Annotated in this window: 23 protein-coding genes; 21 read left to right on the forward strand and 2 right to left on the reverse strand. The window is 68.2% G+C overall.

The window, feature by feature from the left end:
• Positions 1-34 precede the first annotated feature (34 nt).
• From BM417_RS43075 to BM417_RS43095, 5 genes are all read left to right on the forward strand, one after another.
• On the forward strand, positions 35-1,549 hold the full coding sequence (locus tag BM417_RS43075) for a M1 family metallopeptidase (protein WP_093605883.1): 1,515 nt from the start codon (positions 35-37) through the stop codon (positions 1,547-1,549).
• Between the two features lie 101 nt (positions 1,550-1,650).
• Positions 1,651-2,226: a GNAT family N-acetyltransferase gene (locus tag BM417_RS43080; RefSeq protein WP_093605884.1), complete on the forward strand. Its 576-nt coding sequence runs from the start codon at positions 1,651-1,653 to the stop codon at positions 2,224-2,226.
• Between the two features lie 22 nt (positions 2,227-2,248).
• Positions 2,249-3,097 (forward strand): helix-turn-helix domain-containing protein, encoded by an 849-nt coding sequence (locus BM417_RS43085; protein ID WP_093605885.1) that lies wholly within the window; start codon positions 2,249-2,251, stop codon positions 3,095-3,097.
• Positions 3,072-3,248, forward strand: a complete 177-nt coding sequence (locus BM417_RS43090; protein WP_093605886.1) for a DUF397 domain-containing protein — start codon at positions 3,072-3,074, stop codon at positions 3,246-3,248. The genes BM417_RS43085 and BM417_RS43090 overlap by 26 nt, the downstream gene beginning before the upstream one ends.
• Positions 3,245-3,799 (forward strand): GrpB family protein, encoded by a 555-nt coding sequence (locus tag BM417_RS43095; RefSeq protein ID WP_093605887.1) that lies wholly within the window; start codon positions 3,245-3,247, stop codon positions 3,797-3,799. The genes BM417_RS43090 and BM417_RS43095 overlap by 4 nt, the downstream gene beginning before the upstream one ends.
• Here the strand turns inward: BM417_RS43095 and BM417_RS43100 are convergent.
• Positions 3,771-5,003 (reverse strand): isochorismate synthase, encoded by a 1,233-nt coding sequence (locus BM417_RS43100; protein WP_093605888.1) that lies wholly within the window; start codon positions 5,001-5,003, stop codon positions 3,771-3,773. The two genes, BM417_RS43095 and BM417_RS43100, sit on opposite strands and share 29 nt — an antisense overlap.
• 147 nt (positions 5,004-5,150) lie before the next feature.
• Between BM417_RS43100 and BM417_RS43105 the strand changes: the two genes are divergently transcribed.
• The 7 genes from BM417_RS43105 to BM417_RS43135 all read left to right on the forward strand — a co-directional run bounded on the left by BM417_RS43105 (position 5,151) and on the right by BM417_RS43135 (position 9,978).
• Positions 5,151-5,513, forward strand: a complete 363-nt coding sequence (locus tag BM417_RS43105) for a DUF3592 domain-containing protein (protein ID WP_245822759.1) — start codon at positions 5,151-5,153, stop codon at positions 5,511-5,513.
• 9 nt (positions 5,514-5,522) lie between these two features.
• Positions 5,523-6,461 (forward strand): 1,2-phenylacetyl-CoA epoxidase subunit PaaA, encoded by a 939-nt coding sequence (gene paaA, locus BM417_RS43110; protein WP_093605890.1) that lies wholly within the window; start codon positions 5,523-5,525, stop codon positions 6,459-6,461.
• A complete protein-coding gene (paaB, locus tag BM417_RS43115) occupies positions 6,458-6,742 on the forward strand; it encodes a 1,2-phenylacetyl-CoA epoxidase subunit PaaB (protein WP_090065945.1) in 285 nt (94 codons plus the stop codon). Before paaA ends, paaB begins: the two co-directional genes overlap by 4 nt.
• Positions 6,739-7,623 carry a 1,2-phenylacetyl-CoA epoxidase subunit PaaC gene (gene paaC, locus BM417_RS43120; RefSeq protein WP_093605891.1) on the forward strand — a complete coding sequence of 295 codons (885 nt, stop codon included), beginning with the start codon at positions 6,739-6,741 and terminating at the stop codon, positions 7,621-7,623. The genes paaB and paaC overlap by 4 nt, the downstream gene beginning before the upstream one ends.
• Positions 7,620-8,111, forward strand: a complete 492-nt coding sequence (gene paaD, locus BM417_RS43125) for a 1,2-phenylacetyl-CoA epoxidase subunit PaaD (RefSeq protein ID WP_093605892.1) — start codon at positions 7,620-7,622, stop codon at positions 8,109-8,111. The genes paaC and paaD overlap by 4 nt, the downstream gene beginning before the upstream one ends.
• A 1-nt stretch (position 8,112) precedes the next feature.
• Complete coding sequence (gene paaE, locus BM417_RS43130; protein ID WP_093605893.1) at positions 8,113-9,153, forward strand: 1,2-phenylacetyl-CoA epoxidase subunit PaaE; 1,041 nt, start codon at positions 8,113-8,115, stop codon at positions 9,151-9,153.
• Positions 9,154-9,357: 204 nt separating this feature from the next.
• Positions 9,358-9,978 (forward strand): hypothetical protein, encoded by a 621-nt coding sequence (locus tag BM417_RS43135; protein ID WP_093605894.1) that lies wholly within the window; start codon positions 9,358-9,360, stop codon positions 9,976-9,978.
• Here the strand turns inward: BM417_RS43135 and BM417_RS43140 are convergent.
• Positions 9,963-10,799, reverse strand: a complete 837-nt coding sequence (locus tag BM417_RS43140) for an inositol monophosphatase family protein (RefSeq protein WP_093605895.1) — start codon at positions 10,797-10,799, stop codon at positions 9,963-9,965. The two genes, BM417_RS43135 and BM417_RS43140, sit on opposite strands and share 16 nt — an antisense overlap.
• Before the next feature lie 159 nt (positions 10,800-10,958).
• On the opposite strand from BM417_RS43140, the gene BM417_RS43145 reads away from it, so the two are divergent.
• The 9 genes from BM417_RS43145 to nuoE all read left to right on the forward strand — a co-directional run bounded on the left by BM417_RS43145 (position 10,959) and on the right by nuoE (position 19,651).
• Positions 10,959-12,017: a glycosyltransferase family 4 protein gene (locus tag BM417_RS43145; RefSeq protein WP_281251411.1), complete on the forward strand. Its 1,059-nt coding sequence runs from the start codon at positions 10,959-10,961 to the stop codon at positions 12,015-12,017.
• On the forward strand, positions 12,014-13,111 hold the full coding sequence (locus BM417_RS43150; protein WP_093605897.1) for a glycosyltransferase family 4 protein: 1,098 nt from the start codon (positions 12,014-12,016) through the stop codon (positions 13,109-13,111). The genes BM417_RS43145 and BM417_RS43150 overlap by 4 nt, the downstream gene beginning before the upstream one ends.
• Before the next feature lie 35 nt (positions 13,112-13,146).
• On the forward strand, positions 13,147-13,884 hold the full coding sequence (locus tag BM417_RS43155) for a demethylmenaquinone methyltransferase (protein ID WP_093605898.1): 738 nt from the start codon (positions 13,147-13,149) through the stop codon (positions 13,882-13,884).
• A 488-nt stretch (positions 13,885-14,372) separates the two neighbouring features.
• Positions 14,373-15,638, forward strand: coding sequence for a geranylgeranyl reductase family protein (locus BM417_RS43160; RefSeq protein ID WP_093605899.1), 1,266 nt, complete (start codon positions 14,373-14,375; stop codon positions 15,636-15,638).
• 265 nt (positions 15,639-15,903) lie between these two features.
• Positions 15,904-16,269 carry an NADH-quinone oxidoreductase subunit A gene (locus tag BM417_RS43165; RefSeq protein ID WP_030478224.1) on the forward strand — a complete coding sequence of 122 codons (366 nt, stop codon included), beginning with the start codon at positions 15,904-15,906 and terminating at the stop codon, positions 16,267-16,269.
• Between the two features lie 7 nt (positions 16,270-16,276).
• A complete protein-coding gene (locus tag BM417_RS43170) occupies positions 16,277-16,828 on the forward strand; it encodes a NuoB/complex I 20 kDa subunit family protein (protein ID WP_086666372.1) in 552 nt (183 codons plus the stop codon).
• On the forward strand, positions 16,825-17,565 hold the full coding sequence (locus tag BM417_RS43175; protein WP_093605900.1) for an NADH-quinone oxidoreductase subunit C: 741 nt from the start codon (positions 16,825-16,827) through the stop codon (positions 17,563-17,565). Before BM417_RS43170 ends, BM417_RS43175 begins: the two co-directional genes overlap by 4 nt.
• A complete protein-coding gene (locus tag BM417_RS43180) occupies positions 17,562-18,938 on the forward strand; it encodes an NADH-quinone oxidoreductase subunit D (protein WP_093605901.1) in 1,377 nt (458 codons plus the stop codon). The genes BM417_RS43175 and BM417_RS43180 overlap by 4 nt, the downstream gene beginning before the upstream one ends.
• Positions 18,935-19,651: an NADH-quinone oxidoreductase subunit NuoE gene (gene nuoE / locus BM417_RS43185; protein WP_093605902.1), complete on the forward strand. Its 717-nt coding sequence runs from the start codon at positions 18,935-18,937 to the stop codon at positions 19,649-19,651. Before BM417_RS43180 ends, nuoE begins: the two co-directional genes overlap by 4 nt.
• Positions 19,652-19,653: the final 2 nt, after the last annotated feature.

Raw genomic sequence — 19,653 nt, forward strand, 5'->3', positions numbered from 1 at the left:
GATCGACCATGATCGTGTGGATAGCGTCCGCCGCATGTCGATCAGATCAAAGACGACGGCCGCGGTGGCGTCCGCGGCCGCGATGGCGTTCTTCGCGGGGACGGCGCTCGCGGCGTCTCCGGGTGCTCCCGGGGCCGGCGACCCGTACTTCCCGAAGTACGGCAACGGCGGGTACGACGTCTCCCACTACGACATCAGGCTCAACTACAACCCGACCGGCGACCAGCTGTCGGGCACCACGACGATCCTGGCGAAGGCCACCCAGGACCTCACGCAGTTCAACCTCGACTTCCTGCTCAAGGTGAAGTCGGTCCGCGTGAACAACGTCCCGGCCTCGTTCGTCTCGGACGACGGCGAGCTCACGCTCACCCCGCGCGGCGGCGTCCGCAAGGGCCAGGACCTCACGATCGTCGTCACATACGCCGACTCCCCGTCCACGGTGAAGAACGGCAACGGCTTCACGGCGTGGACGAAGACCCCCGACGGCGCCCTGGCCATCGGTGAGCCGGAGATCGCCTCCTGGTGGTTCCCGTCCAACGACCACCCGACCGACAAGGCCACCTTCGACGTCAACGTCGCCGTCCCGACCGGCGTCGAGGCGATCTCGAACGGCACCTTCGTCGGCCAGACCCGCCAGATCAACGGCTACACCCGCTGGAACTGGCGCAGCACCAAGCCGCAGGCGACGTACCTGACGTTCCTGACCATCGGCCAGTTCGAGCTCCGCCAGGGCACCACGCCCTCCGGCCAGCCGTACGTCAACGCCTACTCCGAGCGCCTCGGCGACAACGCCGACGCGGCCAAGGCGAGCATCGAGCGCACGCCCGAGGTCGTCGAGTTCCTGTCGGAGAACTTCGGCCCGTACCCGTTCGAGGCGCAGGGCGGCGTCGTCACCCCGAACCTCGGCTACGCGCTGGAGAACCAGACCCGCCCGACCTACGACACGGGCTTCTTCCGCCGCGGCGCCAACACCTACGTCGTCGCGCACGAGCTGGGCCACCAGTGGTTCGGCGACTCGGTCTCGGTCCACCACTGGCGGGACATCTGGCTGAACGAGGGCTTCGCCTCCTACGCGGAGTTCCTCTGGTCCGAGCACGTCGGTGAGGGCACGGCGCAGGAGAACGCCGACTTCACCTACGACCTTTACCCGGCCGACAGCGAGTTCTGGAACGTCCTGCCCGGCGACCCCGGTGCCGGCGCGGTGTTCGACGGCGCCGTCTACGACCGCGGCGCACTGGCCGTGCACGCCCTGCGCGTGGCCGTGGGCGACGAGAAGTTCTTCGAGATCCTCAAGACCTGGGTCGCGGAGAAGAAGTACTCGGACGCCACGATCGAGGAGTTCATCGCACTCGCGGAGCGGGTCTCCGGCCAGCAGCTCGACCAGCTGTTCCAGACGTGGCTGTTCACGAAGGGCAAGCCGGCCGAGGCTCCCGGACGTTCGGCGGACGTCGCCTCGAAGTCGCTCTCGGTCGCTTCGGACAAGGCCGCGGAGCCGAAGTCGCGCGCCAAGATCCAGCTGACCCACGAACTGCTGGACGCGCACAAGTAGTTCGCGCACAAGCGATTCCGGGCTGTCAGACCGGCTGAGTACGTTATGACGCAGGGGTTCCCGGCAAGGGGGGACCCCTGCGTCAGCGTGTGGAGGGGACCATGAGCGGACACCATGACCGACCGGGAGCCGTGGCCTGGCCGCCCGTCCCGATCAAGACCGAACGGCTCGTGCTCCGCCAGTCGGAGCCCCGCGACCGACCGGCGTTCGTCGACCTCTTCGCCTCGCCGGAGGTGGGCACCTACATCGGCGGCGCCCAGCCGCGCGACGAGGTGGAGCGCACGGCTCCCGAGGTGCCGGGCAGGCGCTTCGGCTTCTTCGTGGTTGAGCTCGACGGGACGATGATCGGCATGATCACGTTCGACCGGCGCGACCCGGTGCGCAAAGGCCGAGTCTGGCCGGATGCGGGGGAGGCCGAGCTCGGCTACATGTTCCTGCCGCACTCGTGGGGCCACGGGTATGCGGCCGAGGCGTGCGCGGCGGCACTCGACTGGTTCACCGGCTCGCATCCCGGCGAACCGGTGGTGCTGACGATCCAGGTCGCCAACGAAGCCTCGCTGCGCCTCGCGAAGAAACTTGGGTTCACCGAGGTGGACCGGTTCGAGGAGTACGGCGCCGAGCAGTGGTTCGGCGCGCTGTCACCGTTTTCACCCGAACGAGCCCGTATCGTGGAATAGATCCAAGTCATAGCGTCGGTGAATGGCCCAAAGCATTCCATCCACCGCGTACAGCCGGGATCTAGGCGATGAGCTGCGGCGTTTGCGCGAGACCTGCACCGACTTCAAAGGCGCCGAAGTGGCCGCCAGGCTGGGCTGGGATCCCAGCAAGGTGTCGACCATCGAGCACGGCAAAGCGCGGCCCAGTGAGATCGACCTGGTCCAGTTCCTGACGATGTGCGGCAAGGACATCGACTTCTTCGAGGACTTCAAACGGCGCTACCGCAACGCCTTCGAGGAATACATCGTTCAGGTCCCGGACAACGTGCGCACTCTCGCGATGGCTGAAGCAACGGCCAAGACGATGCTCAACTACGACACGTTGACCGTGCCTGGTCTCACTCAAACGGAGCGGTACGCCGACGCCTTGTACCGAGTGGCGGGTGTCGCCGTCGAGGAGCGGATCCCGGCGCTGGTGCGGGCGCGGATGGATCGTCAGGCGGTGCTGAGGCGACACGATCGGCCGACTTGCTTGTTCTACATCCACGAGCTGGCGCTGCGGCAGCAGGTCGGTGACGCGCAGATCATGGAGGACCAGTACCTCCAGTTGTTGTTCTACGCGCACATCGTGCGAATCGTGCCCGCGGACGTGATCGTCAACTCCGCCGGAGTACGGCTGTGGGAGTACGAGAAAGCGATGCCGATCGCTTACAGCGAGACCGACCTGACTCAGGTGTTCGTGCAGGATCGGGGCGCTATTGCGCGGACGAGGCTGATCTTCGATCGTTTGGCCGAGGTCGCCTTGGATGAGGAACAATCGCGGAGGAAGCTGGCGGAGTACGTCAACCTGCCGCGAGAGGATCTCGATGCCCCAGGACAGCACTTGGCGTAAGAGCAGCTACAGCAACGGCACGCCAGAAGGTGATTGCGTCGAGGTTTCGCTGACCCGGAATGCGCGTGTCCGTGACTCGAAGAACATGGCCGGTGAGGTGCTGACCTTCAGCACCTCCGCCTGGCGCGCCTTCCTCGAACAGGTCCAGTGACCGAGGAGGCTCCGGCCTGGGCCTACGAGCGAGCCGAACTGCACCCGCACGACCCTCGATGGGCCAACCGCGCGGCAACAGAACGCGACTGCCTCCAGCAACTGCTCAACCCGTGGCTGGTCGACGGCATCGAACACATCGGCTCCACAGCCGTCCCCGGCCTCTCCGCCAAGCCGATCATCGACCTGATGGCCTCGGTCACCGACCTGGACACCGTCGTCACCAACGCGTCCGAACTCCTGGCCGCGCACGGCTGGGTCCACGTGCCCCCGAACCTCGACAACCGCCCGTGGCGCCGCTTCTACGTCAAACCGGACGCCACCAACCAACGGCGAGAAGCCCACCTGCACCTGATCCAGGCAGGCCATCAGCGGTGGGCCGACCAGCTCCGCTTCCGAGACGCATTGAGAAGCGACAACGAACGAGCCCAGGCCTACGAGGACCTGAAACGCCAGCTAGCGAAACAAAGCAGCCACGACCGTGAGGCTTACACGGAAGGCAAGGCGGCCTTCGTGGCCAGCGTCATAGGCCTTCCAGGGCCTCACGCATAGGCCGCATCTTGGCGTGCGCCTCCTGCACCTCGATGTCGGGATCGGAGTCGGCCACCAGCCCACATCCGGCGAACAGTCGAGCCGTGGACCCCGAGATCTGCGCACAACGAAGCGCGATTCCGAGCTCTCCGTCCCCGTTCCCGTCGATCCACCCGACGGGCCCGGCGTACCGCCCGCGGTCCATCCCCTCCAGCTGCGAGATCAACTGAGTCGCGTCCAGCCGGGGCGTTCCACCCACGGCGGCCGTCGGATGCACGGCCTCGCCGAGGTGCAGCAACGACACCGAAGACTCCAGCGTCCCGATCACGTCCGAAGAAAGATGCGACACGTTCGGCAGCCGCAGAACCGAAGGCCCCTCGACGGACATCGTCGTGCAAAAGGGCCGCAACGTCTCCGCGAGAGAGGTGATCGCGTAGTCGTGTTCCTCGAGGTTCTTCTCCGACGACATCAACGCCGAAGCAAGCTCTTCATCGGAGACCCCGTCGTGCGGCCAGGTGGTCCCGGCCAGCACCCGCGAGTCCACGACCGACCCGGTCCGCCGCAGCAGAAGCTCAGGCGTGGCGCCGACCAGGCCGTCCACGGCGTAGGCCCAGCACTCGGGATAGCGGCGGGCCAGGCCCTGCAGCACGAACCGCTGGTCCAGCCGCCGGTCGGTGCGGGCCACCAGGTCGTGGGCCAGGACGACCTTGTCCAGTTCGCCGCCGCGCATCCGGTGAACGGCCTCGCGGACGGCCTCGCGGTACTGCGTGACCGGCAGCTGACCGTTCGAGTACCGGACCGTCGAAGGCCGCGACAACGGCGTGACCAGCGGCGCGGGGTCCGAGGCGCCGATCGTGGTGACCCATTGCTCGCCGTTGCGGCGGCCGACGACCACCTCGGGCACGATCAGCACCGAGTCGCCCGGCGAGTCGGCGAAGGCCATCGAGATGAACGCCACGGGGCCGCTGCCCGGCACACCCAGTTCGTCGTCCACGTCGAGGTGCGACACGAACTCCTGCCACCACTTGTCGGCCTGCGCGAACCGGTCAGGGCCGCTGACCTCCAGGCGTGCGGCCTCGCCCCAGCCGACCAGACCGGACCCGTCGCGCACCCACGCGAGCGCGCGCTCCGGGTCGGGCAGCATTCCGAGCAGGTCACCGGCGGTGTCCCGCTTCGACCGGACGCGGATTCGCTGCCGTGCTCGCGATGTCGGTGCTGAGGTCACTCTCCGACTGTATGGACCTCAACCTGAAAGCGCGGCATCCGCCCGGCTCTAGACTTCTCAGTTGTGGTGGAGGACGCAGTGACCAAGTCGCCCCGCGGTGTACGCGTCCGCCGTGCGGTTTGCAGGGCTTTGTTCGTCGTCGGTGGCGTGATCACGCTTGTTTGCGTGCTGCTGCCGATCGCGTGCTGGCGTGATGACGTGGCCATCGAGCGGTCGATGGGGCAGGCGGTCGCGCAGGTCGACTCCGTGTCCTTCAACCGGACCGTTGTGCGCTACGCCACACCGGACGGGCGCGTGATCATCCCGTCCCAGGGCGTGCTGTACCCGGACGGGCTGAAGGTCGGGGACAACGTGCGGGTCGAGTACGACCAGACGAACCCCGAACTCACGCGCGTGGCCGGCCGGACGGCGACGCTCAGCCTGCTTCCCGTTGGAACCTTCCTCGTGTCCGTCTGGATCGTCATCGCAGCCGTTGTGACAGTTCTACGCAGATTCGGCGTCCGGGTGTAACATCGGGGCATGGCGGATGACCTGGAGCTGCGCTTCGAGCGCACCGTGCGGTCCGAATCGCGCATCGAACCGCGCGACTGGATGCCCGACGGCTACCGCAAGACCCTGATCAGGCAGATCGCCCAGCACGCGCACTCCGAGATCATCGGGATGCAGCCGGAGGGCAACTGGATCAGCCGCGCGCCCTCGCTGCGCCGCAAGGCGATCCTGCTCGCGAAGGTGCAGGACGAGGCAGGCCACGGCCTGTACCTGTACTCGGCGACCGAGACGCTCGGCGCCGACCGCGAGGACCTGACGGTCAAGCTCATCGAGGGCCGCCAGAAGTACTCCTCGATCTTCAACTACCCGACGCTCACGTTCGCCGACGTCGGCGTCATCGGCTGGCTGGTCGACGGCGCCGCGATCTGCAACCAGGTGCCGCTGTGCCGCACGTCCTACGGGCCGTACGCGCGCGCCATGATCCGCATCTGCAAGGAAGAGTCGTTCCACCAGCGTCAGGGCTACGAGCTGCTGATGACGATGATGAGCGGTACCCAGCAGCAGCGCGACATGGTGCAGGACTCGGTGAACCGCTGGTGGTGGCCGGCGCTGATGATGTTCGGCCCGCCGGACGCCGAGTCGACCAACACCGAGCAGTCCATGGCGTGGCGGATCAAGCGCGACACCAACGACGAGCTGCGGCAGAAGTTCGTGAACATGAGCATGCCGCAGGCCGAGAAGCTCGGCGTGACGTTCCCGGACCCCGAGCTCAAGTGGAACGAAGAGCGTGGCGAGTACGACTTCGGCCAGCCGGACTGGGACGAGTTCTGGCAGGTCGTCAAGGGCGGCGGTGTCTGCAACGAGCAGCGCATCGCCCACCGCCGCAAGGCGCACGAGGACGGCGCGTGGGTCCGTGACGCCGCCGCCGCGCACGCTCAGAAGCACGCACGTAAGGAAGGTGCCGCGTGAGCACGTCTTGGCCGCTGTGGGAAGTCTTCGTGCGAGGCAAGCGCGGGCTGAACCACGTGCACGTCGGTTCGCTGCACGCGCCGGACGCCGAGATGGCGCTGCGCAACGCTCGTGACGTCTACACGCGTCGCAACGAGGGCGTGTCGATCTGGGTGGTGCCCGCGACGGAGATCACCGCGTCCTCGCCGGACGAGAAGGACCCGTTCTTCGCGCCCGCGGGGGACAAGGTCTACCGGCACCCGACGTTCTACGCGATTCCCGAGGACGTGCCGCACCTATGAGCTTCGACAACGCCTACGAGTCTTTGCTGGGCCACGAGGACGCGCATTGGGCGTTCGGAACGGGCTTCTCGGAGGCCCTGTCCGGCGTCGACCGCGAGTTCCCGGCCGGAGTCGACAAGGACGCTCTCGCCTCCTACTGCCTGATGCTCGGCGACGACGCGTTGATCTTCTCGCAGCGCCTCTCCGAGTGGTGTTCGCGCGCTCCCGAGCTGGAAGAGGACATCGCGCTCGCCAACATCGCGCTGGACCTGCTCGGCCAGGCCCGCATGCTGCTGACGCGCGCCGGCGAGGTGCTCGGCCGGGACGAGGACGCGCTGGCCTACCTGCGTGACGAACGCGAGTTCCGCAACGTGCACCTGGCCGAGATCGACTGCGGCCCCGGCCCCGGCGGCGACTTCGCGACGACCATCGCGCGCCTGCTGGTGTTCTCGTCGTGGCGTCTCGCGCTCTTCTCGCGCCTGCGTGGCTCGGCCGACCCGGTCCTCGCCGCGATCGCCGAGAAGGGCGTCAAGGAGCTGGCGTATCACCGCGATCACGCCGCCCAGTGGACCGTTCGCCTCGGCGACGGCACCGACGAGTCGCACCGCCGCATGCAGGCGGGCCTGGAGCGCGTGTGGCCGTTCGTCGACGAACTCTTCGCGACGCACTCGGTCGAAGCCGCGCTTCAGGGCGTTGCCGTCGACCCGGCCTCGCTGCGGTCCGAAGTGGACGGTGTGCTGGAGGCGGTGCTCAGCGCCGCCGGCCTCACTCGTCCCAAGGACACCCGCGCCGCCCGTGTCGCGGGCATGGCGGGCCGCGACGGCGTGCACACCGAGGTCATGGGCTATCTGCTCGCCGAGATGCAGCACCTGCACCGCTCGCTGCCGGGAGCGGTCTGGTGACGACGGCACTGGAGGTCGCGTCGGCCGTGCGGGACCCGGAACTCCCGGTCCTCACGCTGGCGGACCTCGGCGTGCTCCGCGAGGTCTCCGAAGAGGACGGCCGCGTCGTCGTCACCATCACCCCGACCTACTCGGGCTGCCCCGCGATCGACGAGATGGGCGCTGACCTGCGCCGATCACTCGTCGGCGCCGGGTATGCCGAGGTCGAGGTGCGCCTGTCGCTCTCCCCGGCCTGGACCACGGACTGGATCAGCGAGGAAGGCCGGGAGAAGCTGGCTCAAGCCGGCATCGCGCCACCGTCCCGGATCGGCCCGACGGTTGCGGGCCCGATCCCGCTGAACCTCGTGCCGCCGTCCCGCCAGGTCGCCTGCCCGCAGTGCGGCTCGCTGAACACCTCGGAGATTTCACGGTTCGGCTCGACCGCGTGCAAGGCCCTGCGCCGCTGCCACGCCTGCGCCGAACCGTTCGAGCACGTCAAGGAGATCTGAGTTGTCGCGCCGCGCTGCCTTCCACAAGCTCACGGTCGCGAGCGTCGACCGCCTCTGCGACGACGCCGTGGCCGTCACGTTCGACGTGCCAGGGGACCTTTCGGACGAGTTCGCCTTCGCCGCGGGCCAGTACCTGACCCTGCGCCAGGGCGACGAACGCCGCTCGTACTCGATCTGCGCCCCCACCGGTGCCGCCCCGCGCATCGGCGTGCGCCGAGTCGACGGCGGCCAGTTCTCCACCTGGCTCGTCGACCGCGTGGCCCCTGGGGACGTGCTCGAAGTCCTGCCGCCACTGGGCAAGTTCACCCCGTCCGGCGTCGGCACCCACCACGGCCTGGTCGTCGCCGGCTCCGGCATCACCCCGGCCCTGTCGATCGCCGCGACCGTCCTGGCCACCGGCGCCCGCGTGACCCTGATGTACGGCAACCGCAGCACCAACACGGTGATGTTCGCCGACGAGCTGGCCGACCTGAAGGACCGTTACCCGGCCACGTTCCAGCTGATCCACGTCCTGTCCCGCGAACCGCGCGACGTGGAACTGTTCACCGGCCGCCTCACCGCGGCCAAGCTGACGGCTCTGTTCGGCAGCGTCGTCCCGTTCGACGCCATCGACGAGTGGTGGCTGTGCGGCCCCTACGAGATGGTGCAGGACGCCACAGCCGTGCTGCGCGATCGCGGCGTTGCGTCCGACCGCGTGCACCACGAACTCTTCTACGTGGACGAGCCACCACCCCCACCACGCCGCGCGGAAGCCGTCGTGGACGCCGCGGCCTCGGTCACGGTCGTGCTGGACGGCAAGTCGACCACGCTGCCGCTGCCCGCGGACGAGCCGATCCTGGACGCCGCCCAACGCGTCCGCGCCGACCTGCCCTTCGCCTGCAAGGGCGGGGTGTGCGGCACGTGCCGGGCGCTGGTGACCGAGGGCAGCGTCGAGATGCGCCGCAACTACGCGCTCGACGAGTCCGAGGTGGCGGCGGGGTTCGTGCTGACCTGTCAGGCGTTGCCGACGAGCGAGTGCGTGACAGTCGACTTCGACGCCTGAGAGAGTCGTCGCGGTCGGCGATCGGGACCGGCAACGCTCGACGCCGTGGTGGAGTTCGACCAATGTCCAGATAGCGCGAAACCCGGCAACCGACCGTCCGGACGGTGAACCGGGTCCACTTTCAGCTCCTACTGGAACTGACAAGACGAGCCTAGCGCCTCAGGAAACCCCACAGGAATTTCCTGGGCGTGGCACGATCAGGCCATGGGGGTCGTCTTCCGCTCAGCGCTCTGGGGTGCCGGTATCGGCGCCCTGCTGATGGGCGCCCTCACCACGGCCGTCGAGTTGAGCGTCCCGAGCGAGAACCCGTCCTCGCTCCCCGTCACGATCATCGCGATCCTCGCCATCGTCTTCATGTTCGGCGCCATCCCCGGAGGAGTCCTCGGCACCGCTGTCGGTTTCATCCGCCGTTCGGCGCAGCGGCCGAGTCAACTCCAACGGCCGATGCACCCGCCGTTGCCGCAGCAGCCCTACGACATGTGGTCCGACCTGGTCGAACGGTGTGCGGAGTCGACGCGCCGGGTCGCCGCGGCGGTGCAGACCGTGCCGAAGTCGGCGGCCAAGGACTGGCTTCAGCGGATCAGCGAGCAGCTCACGAAGGAGCTCGACGACGTGCGCGGCATCGCGCAGCTCGGGCGGGCGCTCGGTGCGGTCGACAGCCAGCATCCCGTCTACCAGCGGTTGCTGAAGGCCACGCACGACTTCCATCAGTTCGAGAACGAGGTCGGGCGGGTGGCGTTGCAGATGTTCGACCACCCGGAGCTGGACGAGGCGCGCACACACCTCGAAGTGCTGGAGAAGCAGCTTCCTCAGTTGTCGACCTGAAGCGCCGACTGCCACCAGCCCAGCACCTCGTCGGCTGCCTCGGGAGCGGCGACCAGTAGTCCGTCTACGGGCAGTTGGGCGCCCTCGCCGCGTCTGTCGAGCACGACCGCACCCGACTCCACGGCCAATGACACCGCACCGGCGACGTCCCACTCGTGGTAGCCGTGCAGCACGGCGGCTGCCACGTGACCCAACGCCACCTGTGCGACGGCAAGGGCTTTTGAACCGAGAACGCGCACGCCCGTGCCTGCTATCGCGGCCGTGGAGATGAACTCGCCCATGCCAGGCCACGGGCCGGTGCGCGTCATCTCGGTGCACACGACAAGGGAGTCGCCTTGGCGTTCGGTCAGGCGGACCGGCGTGCCGTTCGCGCGCATGCCACGGCCGCGGGCGGCGGCGTAGATCTGCGAGCGGTACGGGTCGGCGACGACGCCGACCACCGGGCCCCAGCGGTCCACCAACGCCAGGCTGTAGGCACACCAGGGCATGCCGGCCGTGTAGTTCGCGGTGCCGTCGACCGGGTCGACGACCCAGCGGAACTCCGAGTCGGTCGGAGCGTTCCCGTCGTCGGAGTTCTCGCAGAACACGGGGATCGAGGGGAACTCCTTGGTGAGCACGCGCCGGGTGTGGCGTTCCAGGGTGCGGTCGGTGTCGGTGACCCAGTCGAACGGTGACTCGCCGGAGTCGGGACGCACGCCGCGGCCGGCGGTGGCCATGATGACGTCCGAGGCGTCGTTCGCCAGGCGACCGGCCACTTCCAGCGCGATGGACACCAGGCCGGGGTCGACCGGGTGGGCGGGACGGGACGACAAGACGGTCATGCTGGCCTAGTTTCACCGCGTCGGATGACCGGGAACCTAAGCGCAGATGACGAATCGACGATCACCTGGCCACGACGTGAGGTGTTCTGTCCACGTCAAATCTGAGGTCACGCGGACTTCATACGGGCACCTCATGGTGTCCCTGTGCGAGTAGCTATCGTGACCGAGAGCTTCCTGCCTCAGGTGAACGGCGTCACCAACTCCGTGCTCCGCGTGCTGGAGCACCTGCGCCGCAACGGCCACCAGGCGCTGGTCGTCGCGCCCGGCGCCGGCGCGGAAGAGCACCACGGCACCCCCGTCGTCAGAGTCTCGGCGGTCGACGTGCCCATGGTGACCAGTCTTCCCATCGGCGTGCCCAGCCCGAGAGTGCTGCACGCGCTCGCCGACTTCCAGCCCGACGTCGTGCACCTCGCGTCGCCGTTCGTGCTGGGCGCGTACGGCCTCAGAGCCGCGCGCAAGCTCGACGTGCCGACCGTCGCGGTCTACCAGACCGACGTCGCGGGGTTCGCCGGCAGCTACGGGCTCGGGCTCACCAAACGCGCGGCGTGGCGGTGGACCAAACGCCTGCACACGCTGGCGGACCGCACGCTGGCGCCGTCGAGCTCGGCGGTCGAGGCGCTGGAGCAGCACGGCGTGCCGCGCGTGCACCGGTGGGGCCGCGGCGTCGACATCGACCTCTTCCACCCGCGTCCCAGGCACAACGACGAGCTCACCATCGGCTACGTCGGCCGCCTCGCGCCGGAGAAGCAGGTCTTCAGGCTCAAGGAGCTGCACGACCTGCCGGGCGTGAAGCTGCGGATCGTCGGCGACGGCCCGGACCGCGAGCAGCTCGAAAAGGACATGCCGAACGCGGAGTTCCTGGGTTTCCGCACCGGCCACGAACTCGCCGAGGCCTACGCGTCACTGGACGTCTTCATCCACACGGGCCCGCACGAGACGTTCTGCCAGGCCGTGCAGGAAGCCCTGGCGACCGGCCTGCCGGTGCTCGCGCCGAACGCGGGCGGCCCGCGCGACCTGGTCCGCCACGGCCGCACGGGATACCTCTTCGAAGAAGACATCGCGCGGTACGTGGACCTGCTCCGCGACCCGATGCTGCGCAAGCGCTTCGGTCTCGCCGCCCGCAAGTCGGTGCTCGGCCGCACCTGGCCGGCGATCTGCGACGAGCTGATTGGCCACTACGCCGCGGTGATCGGACTGACGCACCAGGCGGCCGCTTGAGGATCGTTCAGCTGGCCAACTTCTACGGTCCCAAGTCGGGCGGCCTGCGCACGGCACTGCACCACCTCGGCACCGGCTACGCACAGCTGGGCCACGAGGTGGTGCTCGTCGTGCCGGGCCCCCGCCACGCGGACGAGGAACTGCCGGGCGGAGTCCGCCGCATCACCCTCCCGGCACTGAAGATCCCGTACACCGGCGGCTACCGCGTAGTGGACCCGTGGCGCGTCAAATCCCTGATGGAAGACCTGAAGCCCGACCGGCTGGAGGTCTCCGACCGCCTGACACTGCGGGGCATGGGCGCGTGGGCGAGCGAGCGCGACATCCCGAACGTCGTCATCTCCCACGAACGCCTCGACCGCCTCCTCCAGTTCGTCCTGCCCGCGACCCCTGCCGAACGAGGCGCCGACTGGGCGAACCGCCGCATGGCCGCCTCCTACGACACCGTCGTCTGCACGACCGGTTTCGCCCGCGAGGAGTTCGAACGCATCGGCGCCTCGAACGTCACCCAGGTCCCGCTGGGCGTGGACCTCGCCACGTTCACTCCAAGTCGCCACTCGGCAGATCTCCGCCGAGACCTCTTGCAGGGCAAGGAGAAACTTCTGATCCACTGTGGACGTTTGTCGCCGGAGAAACACGTGGAGCGCTCCGTGGACACCCTCGCCGAACTACACGAACAGGGCCACTCCACCCGCCTGGTGATCGCCGGCGACGGCCCTCGCCGCGCCTCCCTGGAAAAGCGCGCGGCGGGCTTGCCCGTGACGTTCCTGGGCTTCGTGAAGTCCCGCCTGGACGTGGCCTCCCTACTGGCGTCCGCAGACCTGTCCCTGGCGCCGGGCCCACACGAAACGTTCGGACTGGCCGCACTGGAAGCCCTCGCGAGCGGCACCCCGGTGGTCGTCAGCCAGAGCAGCGCTCTGAAAGAGATCGTTCAACCCTCCTGCGGCGCCGCGGTCTCCGACGACGCCCCGGCCTTCGCCTCCGCGGCCCAGCGCCTGCTGACATCAGGCTCCCGGGAAGCCGCACGAGCCAGAGCCGAGGAGTACCCGTGGCACGCGGCGGTGGACGGCATGCTGACGGCCCTGAAGGTGCCCTGAAGATGATCTCAGCGAGCCTGACTTAGTCTCTTGGTATGTCGCGAGCCGGCCTGGACAAGAACCCCCGCGAGGTAGCCGAGATGTTCGACGGCGTGGCCAAGGGCTACGACCGCACGAACTCGGTCATGACGCTGGGCTTCGACCGCCGCTGGCGGGACTGGAGCAGGCGCGTCCTGGACGCCCGCCCGAACGAGAAGGTCCTGGACCTCGCTGCGGGCACCGCCGTCTCCACCGTCGAGTACGCCGCCTCCGGCGCCTGGTGCGTGGCCGCGGACTTCTCCGTGGGCATGCTCGCCTCGGGAGCCCACCGCCGAGTCCCGAAGGTGGCGGCGGACGCCCTGCGCCTGCCCTTCAAGGACAACTCGTTCGACGCCGTCACGGTCTCCTTCGGCATCCGCAACTTCAACGACACGGTCGTGGCCCTCGAGGAGATGGCCCGCGTCACGAAGCCAGGCGGCCGCATGGTGATCTGCGAGGTCTCCACCCCGGTCTGGAAGCCGTTCCGCTTCGTCTACATGCGCTACCTGCTCAAACTCCTCCCGCTCATCGCGAAGTTCGTGTCGAGCAACCCGGTCGCGTACTCGTACCTGGCCGAATCCATGGCCACCTGGCCCGACCAGCGCACGCTCGGCGAGCTCATCTCGCAGGCGGGCTGGGAGGACGTGGCCTGGTTCAACCTGACCGGCGGCATGGTCGCCCTGCACCGCGCGACGAAGCCCAAGCCCAAGGCAGAAGCCGAAGACGCAGTCGAGGCAGCAGACCCGACTGCCTGAGGCGCAGCCTCCGCAAGGCGACTCCTCTGCTGGAACGCGACGAGCCATCGCAACCCGCCCCGCGCGGTGCCACCAGGCACCCTCCCTCGCAAGGCGACCACGCACGCAGCCTGGCGTGGCGATGCGAAGCGAGCCGTCTGAACCTCTGCCGCCTGGGTAGCGGTGCACCCCGCTCATGGCGATTGGGGCTTGACCTTGAGGGGCTGGGTGCCACCCTGTCTGGGCTCGGCCGGGGCTCTGTGAACCCCGGTCTTTGAGGCCGACTACGCGCCCAGCTAGAGGCTCAAGGTCAAGCCCCAATCGCAACCCCGCACTTCGTCACGACCCGCAAGACCACCCTCGCAAGGCGACCACCCGCACGGAACGCGACCAACCCCGCTGGAACGCAACGACCCGCACGCAACTAGACCCGCACGGCAACAGACCCTCAGCAATGTCCGGTTAGAGTCGCCAGCAGAAGCTGTGACCGGTACACGCAGGGAGTCTGGATGAGCAGGCGCGGGATCAACGAGGACGCCGACGTCATCGTGGTGGGGGCGGGACCGGCGGGCTCGACCGCGGCGACCTACCTCGCCAGGGCGGGCCTCGACGTTCTCCTCCTGGAGAAGAGCACCTTCCCCAGGGAGAAGGTCTGCGGCGACGGCCTGACCCCTCGTGGCGTCAAGCAGCTCATCGACCTGGGCATCGACACCCGCGAAGAGAACGGCTGGCTCCACAACAAGGGCCTCCGAGTCGTAGGCGGCGGCGTCACCATGGAGCTGGACTGGCCGGACCTGGCCACGTTCCCGAACTACGGCCTGGTCCGCCCGCGCATGGACTTCGACGAGATGCTCGCGAACGCGGCGAAGGCTGCCGGCGCGCGCATGCACGAGCACACCACGGTCACCAAGGCCATCATCGAGAACGGCCGGGTCGTCGGCGTCGAAGCCAAGCAGGGACCGGAAAAGAACCCGGTCACCTACCGGGCCCCGATCGTCGTCGGCTGTGACGGTGTGTCAGCACGTCTGGCCCTGTCGGTCGGTCTCCAGAAGGACGACGCGAAGCCCATGGGCGTGGCGGTCCGCCGCTACTACTCCAGCCCGCGCACCAAGGACGACTACCTCGAGTCGCACCTCGAACTCTGGGCCCCGGACGGCAAGCTGCTCCCGGGCTACGGCTGGATCTTCGGCATGGGCGACGGCAGCGTGAACGTCGGCCTCGGCATTCTCAGCACGTCAAAGGCCTACGGCACCACCGACTACCGCCAGCTCCTGAGGTCATGGCTCGACGGCACCCCCGAGGAGTGGGGCTTCCGCGAGGAGAACGCGACGAGCCGCATCGGCGGCGCCGCCCTGCCCATGGGCCTCAACCGCAAGCCGCACTACCGGGCCGGGCTGGTGCTGGTCGGCGACGCCGGCGGCATGGTCAACCCGTTCAACGGCGAGGGCATCGGCTACGCCATGGAGTCGGCCAGGATCGCCTCCGAGTCGATCGTTCAGGCACTCGCGCGGACCGGCGTCAACCGTGAACGGGCGCTGCACGGCTACCCGGTTCGGATCGAAGAGGCGCTCGGCAGTTACTACCGGCTCGGGAACGTCTTCTCGAAGCTCATCGGAAACCCGGCGATCATGCGGACCGCAACGAAGTACGGAATGCCGCGCAAACGCCTGATGAAACTGGTGCTCAAGCTCCTGGCGGGCCTCTACGACCCCAAGGACGGCGACTCAATGGACCGCCTGATCGTGGCCGCCACGAAGCTCGCTCCCAGCGCGTAAATTACTCCGAATAGGTGACGGCACCGGCTCAATACGAGCCGGTGCCGTTTCGCATGTGTCGACCACGTTAAAGCCCCAGGTCAGACCCTGTGATCTAGGTCATTTACAGGCGTTCTACACTGGCGGGCGACCTTGTGAATCACTTCACAACAGTCTGAACTAGCTTGTGAACTGTTTCACAAGCGTTTGTTAGGTTCGCCTAACAAACGCGCTGGAGAACAACACCCTTAGGGTGCGGGCGACCGCGAGGAAAGGACGACGGAGCGTGCTTGACCCTTACCTCCCCCTCGTATTGATGTTCGCGCTCGCCGGGGCGTTCGCACTGTTCTCGGTGACCGCGGCTCCCTACATCGGACCGCGCCGCTACAACAAGGCGAAGCTCGACGCGTACGAGTGCGGCATCGAGCCGAGCCCGCAGCCGGTCGTGGGTGGTGGGCGCATGCCCGTCGCCTACTACCTGACGGCGATGCTGTTCATCTTGTTCGACATCGAAATGGTCTTCCTCTACCCGTTCGCCGTAGCGGCCGACAAGCTCGGCCTGTTCGGGCTGGTGGAGATCGTCCTGTTCGTCGCCACGGTCGGCTTCGCGTACGTCTACGTGTGGCGTCGCGGCGGCCTCGACTGGAACTGAGGAAGTCATGGGTCTCGAGGAGAAGCTCCCGAACGGCATCCTGCTGGTCAGCGTCGAGAAGCTGGTCAACTGGACCCGCAAGTCCTCGCTGTGGCCTGCCACCTTCGGCCTGGCCTGCTGCGCCATCGAGATGATGACGACGGGTGGTCCGCGGTATGACCTGGCCCGCTTCGGCATGGAGGTCTTCCGGGCCTCACCGCGCCAGGCGGACCTGATGATCGTGGCCGGCCGCGTCACCAACAAGATGGCGCCGGTGCTCCGGCAGATCTACGACCAGATGCCCGAGCCGCGCTGGGTGCTGGCGATGGGCGTGTGCGCCAGCACTGGCGGCATGTTCAACAACTACGCGGTGGTGCAGGGCGTCGACCACGTCGTGCCCGTCGACATGTACCTGCCGGGCTGCCCGCCGCGGCCGGAGATGCTGATGGACGCGATCCTCAAGATCCACGCCAAGATCATGGACGAGCCGCTCAACGCCGTGCGCGCCAAGGCACTCGCCGACTCGGGCTACCGCACCGATCTCATCCCGTCCTCCGAGCGTTTTGCGAGGAAGAAGTGACCGAGCCAGGGGGAGAGCACTCCAGCGCCCAGCGCGCTGTCGAGGGCCTCGAAACCAACGGAGCCGAGGCCAAGGCGCCGCTGTTCGCCGGCCATGAGCGCAAGGGCCTCTTCGGCGTCACCGGCTCCGGTGACACGTCGGGCTTCGGTGGCCTGAGGCTGCCCGCCCACGTCTCCGCGCCCGCCGAGCGCCCGTTCGGTGGCTGGTTCGACGAGGTCGCGGACGAGCTGTTCGCCTCGATCGCGGAGAAGGGCCTGCCCGCCGACACGGTGCAGCAGGTGACGGTCGACCGCGGCGAGATCACCTTCTACCTCAAGCCGGAGACGCTGCTGGAGGTCGCGCGGATCTTCCGCGACACCCCGGCGCTGCGCTTCGAGCTCTGCAGCTCGGTGTCCGGTGTGGACTACGGCGCCGACGTGCCGCAGCGCCTGCACTCGGTCACGCACCTCACGTCGATGACGTACCGCCGCCGCGTGCGGCTGGAGGTCGCGGTCGACGTCGAGCACCCGCACGTGCCGAGCCTCGTCGAGGTCTACCCGACGGCGGACTGGCAGGAGCGCGAGACCTGGGACATGTTCGGGATCATCTACGACGGTCACCCCGGACTGACCCGCATCCTCATGCCGGACGACTGGGACGGACACCCCCAGCGCAAGGACTACCCGCTGGGTGGCATCCCGGTGGAGTACAAGGGCGCGGAGATTCCTCCGCCGGACCAGAGGCGGTCCTACTCATGACCGAGCGGCTTTCCGACGTGACCACGGGCACCGACACCAGCGGCCCCGGCCGCGACAGCGTCGACACCCCCGAGATCGCCGACTCCCGCAAGACCACCGAGGGCACCGTCTACACGGTGACCGGAGGCGACTGGGACGAGGTGCTCGCGGACGCGGTCCACGACGAGCGCATCGTCATGAACCTCGGCCCGCAGCACCCCTCGACCCACGGCGTGCTCCGCCTGGTCCTGGAGCTCGAGGGCGAGACGGTCACGCACGCCCGCAGCGTCATCGGCTACCTGCACACCGGCATCGAGAAGAACCTCGAGTACCGGAACTGGGTCCAGGGCGTCACCTTCATCACGCGCACCGACTACCTCGCGCCGCTGCACCACGAGGCCGCGTACTGCATGGCCGTCGAGAAGCTGCTCGGCGTCACGGTGCCGGACAAGGCGCAGGCGATCCGCGTGCTGCTGATGGAGATCAACCGCATCAGCTCGCACCTCGTCGCACTCGCCACCGGCGGCATGGAGCTCGGTGCCCTCACCGGCATGACCTCCGGCTTCCGCGAGCGCGAAGAGGCCCTGCACCTGCTGGAGCACCTCACCGGCCTGCGGATGAACCACGCGTTCATCCGGCCTGGCGGTCTCGCGCAGGACCTGCCGGACGACGCGGTCGAGAAGATCACCGCGTTCGTCAAGATCATGGAAAAGCGGCTGCCGGACTACGACAAGCTGCTCACCGGCCAGCCGATCTGGCGCAACCGCATGGCGGGCGTGGGTTACCTGCCCGTCGACGCGTGCCTCGCGCTCGGCATCACCGGCCCGATCCTGCGCTCCGCCGGCCTCGCCTGGGACCTGCGCAAGATCGAGCCGTACTGCGGCTACGAGAACTACCAGTTCGACGTGCCGACCTCGAACGCGGCGGACTGCTTCGCGCGGTACCTGCTGCGGCTCGAGGAGATGCACCAGTCGCTGCGGATCATCAAGCAGGTCGTGAAGAGCCTGCCGACCGGTCCGGTCATGGTCGAGGACGCGAAGATCGCGTGGCCGGCGCAGCTCACGATCGGCAGCGACGGCATGGGCAACTCGCTCGAGCACGTCCGCAAGATCATGGGCCAGTCCATGGAGTCCCTGATCCACCACTTCAAGCTGGTGACCGAGGGCTTCAAGGTTCCGGCGGGCCAGGTCTACGTGCCGGTCGAGTCGCCGCGCGGCGAGCTCGGCTACCACGTCGTCTCCGACGGCGGCACCAGGCCGATGCGCGTGCACCTGCGCGAACCAAGCTTCGTGAACCTCCAGTCGATGCCCGCGATGTGCGAGGGCGGCATGGTCGCCGACGTCATCGCGTCCGTCGCCTCGATCGACCCCGTGATGGGTGGTTGCGACCGATGACTCAGGCACAGGAAACCGCTTTCGACCAGTCCACTGTGGACAGGGCGCAGGCGATCGTCGCCCGCTACCCGCAGGCCCGCAGCGCGCTGCTGCCGATGCTGCACCTGGTGCAGTCGGTCGAGGGCTACGTCTCCCAGGACGGCATCCGGTTCTGCGCCGGACAGCTCGACCTGAGCGAGGCGGAGGTCAGCGCGGTCGCGACGTTCTACACGATGTACAAGCGCCGCCCGTGCGGTGAGCACCTGGTCAGCGTGTGCACGAACACACTGTGCGCGACGCTCGGCGGCGACGCCATCTACTCGACCCTCAAGGACCACCTCGGGGTGGGCCACGAGGAGACCGCGGGCGAGCCGGGCACGCCGGGCTCGATCACGCTGGAGCACGCCGAGTGCCTCGCCGCGTGCGACCTCGGCCCGGTGCTCCAGGTCAACTACGAGTTCTACGACAACCAGACGCCCGACAAGGCGCTGGGACTCGTGAAGGCGTTGCAGTCAGGGGACAAGCCCGCCCCGACGCGCGGCGCGCCGCTCACCGACTTCAAGCAGGCCGAGCTCCAGCTCGCCGGGTTCTTCGAGGGTCGCGACGCCGACCTCGACGGCCCGTCGGCGGCGCCGGAGACGCTGGCCGGTGCGCAGATCGCCCAGGAACGCGGCTGGGACGCGCCGGCCATGCCGGCCAACGCCGAGTTCCCCGCCCTGCCGGAAAAGAAGTAGGG

Origin of the sequence: Lentzea waywayandensis (genome assembly GCF_900115955.1) — a bacterium.
Taxonomy (GTDB): domain Bacteria; phylum Actinomycetota; class Actinomycetes; order Mycobacteriales; family Pseudonocardiaceae; genus Lentzea; species Lentzea waywayandensis.

What these genes read in the sequence shown, in the direction of transcription:
- BM417_RS43075 (WP_093605883.1), top strand. Translation starts at nt 35, where the DNA reads ATGTCGATCAGATCAAAGACGACGGCCGCGGTGGCGTCCGCGGCCGCG.
- BM417_RS43080 (WP_093605884.1), top strand. Translation starts at nt 1,651, where the DNA reads ATGAGCGGACACCATGACCGACCGGGAGCCGTGGCCTGGCCGCCCGTC.
- BM417_RS43085 (WP_093605885.1), top strand. Translation starts at nt 2,249, where the DNA reads ATGGCCCAAAGCATTCCATCCACCGCGTACAGCCGGGATCTAGGCGAT.
- BM417_RS43090 (WP_093605886.1), top strand. Translation starts at nt 3,072, where the DNA reads ATGCCCCAGGACAGCACTTGGCGTAAGAGCAGCTACAGCAACGGCACG.
- paaA (WP_093605890.1), top strand. Translation starts at nt 5,523, where the DNA reads ATGGCGGATGACCTGGAGCTGCGCTTCGAGCGCACCGTGCGGTCCGAA.
- paaC (WP_093605891.1), top strand. Translation starts at nt 6,739, where the DNA reads ATGAGCTTCGACAACGCCTACGAGTCTTTGCTGGGCCACGAGGACGCG.
- BM417_RS43135 (WP_093605894.1), top strand. Translation starts at nt 9,358, where the DNA reads ATGGGGGTCGTCTTCCGCTCAGCGCTCTGGGGTGCCGGTATCGGCGCC.
- BM417_RS43140 (WP_093605895.1), bottom strand. Translation starts at nt 10,799, where the DNA reads ATGACCGTCTTGTCGTCCCGTCCCGCCCACCCGGTCGACCCCGGCCTG.
- BM417_RS43155 (WP_093605898.1), top strand. Translation starts at nt 13,147, where the DNA reads ATGTCGCGAGCCGGCCTGGACAAGAACCCCCGCGAGGTAGCCGAGATG.
- BM417_RS43160 (WP_093605899.1), top strand. Translation starts at nt 14,373, where the DNA reads ATGAGCAGGCGCGGGATCAACGAGGACGCCGACGTCATCGTGGTGGGG.
- BM417_RS43170 (WP_086666372.1), top strand. Translation starts at nt 16,277, where the DNA reads ATGGGTCTCGAGGAGAAGCTCCCGAACGGCATCCTGCTGGTCAGCGTC.
- BM417_RS43180 (WP_093605901.1), top strand. Translation starts at nt 17,562, where the DNA reads ATGACCGAGCGGCTTTCCGACGTGACCACGGGCACCGACACCAGCGGC.
- nuoE (WP_093605902.1), top strand. Translation starts at nt 18,935, where the DNA reads ATGACTCAGGCACAGGAAACCGCTTTCGACCAGTCCACTGTGGACAGG.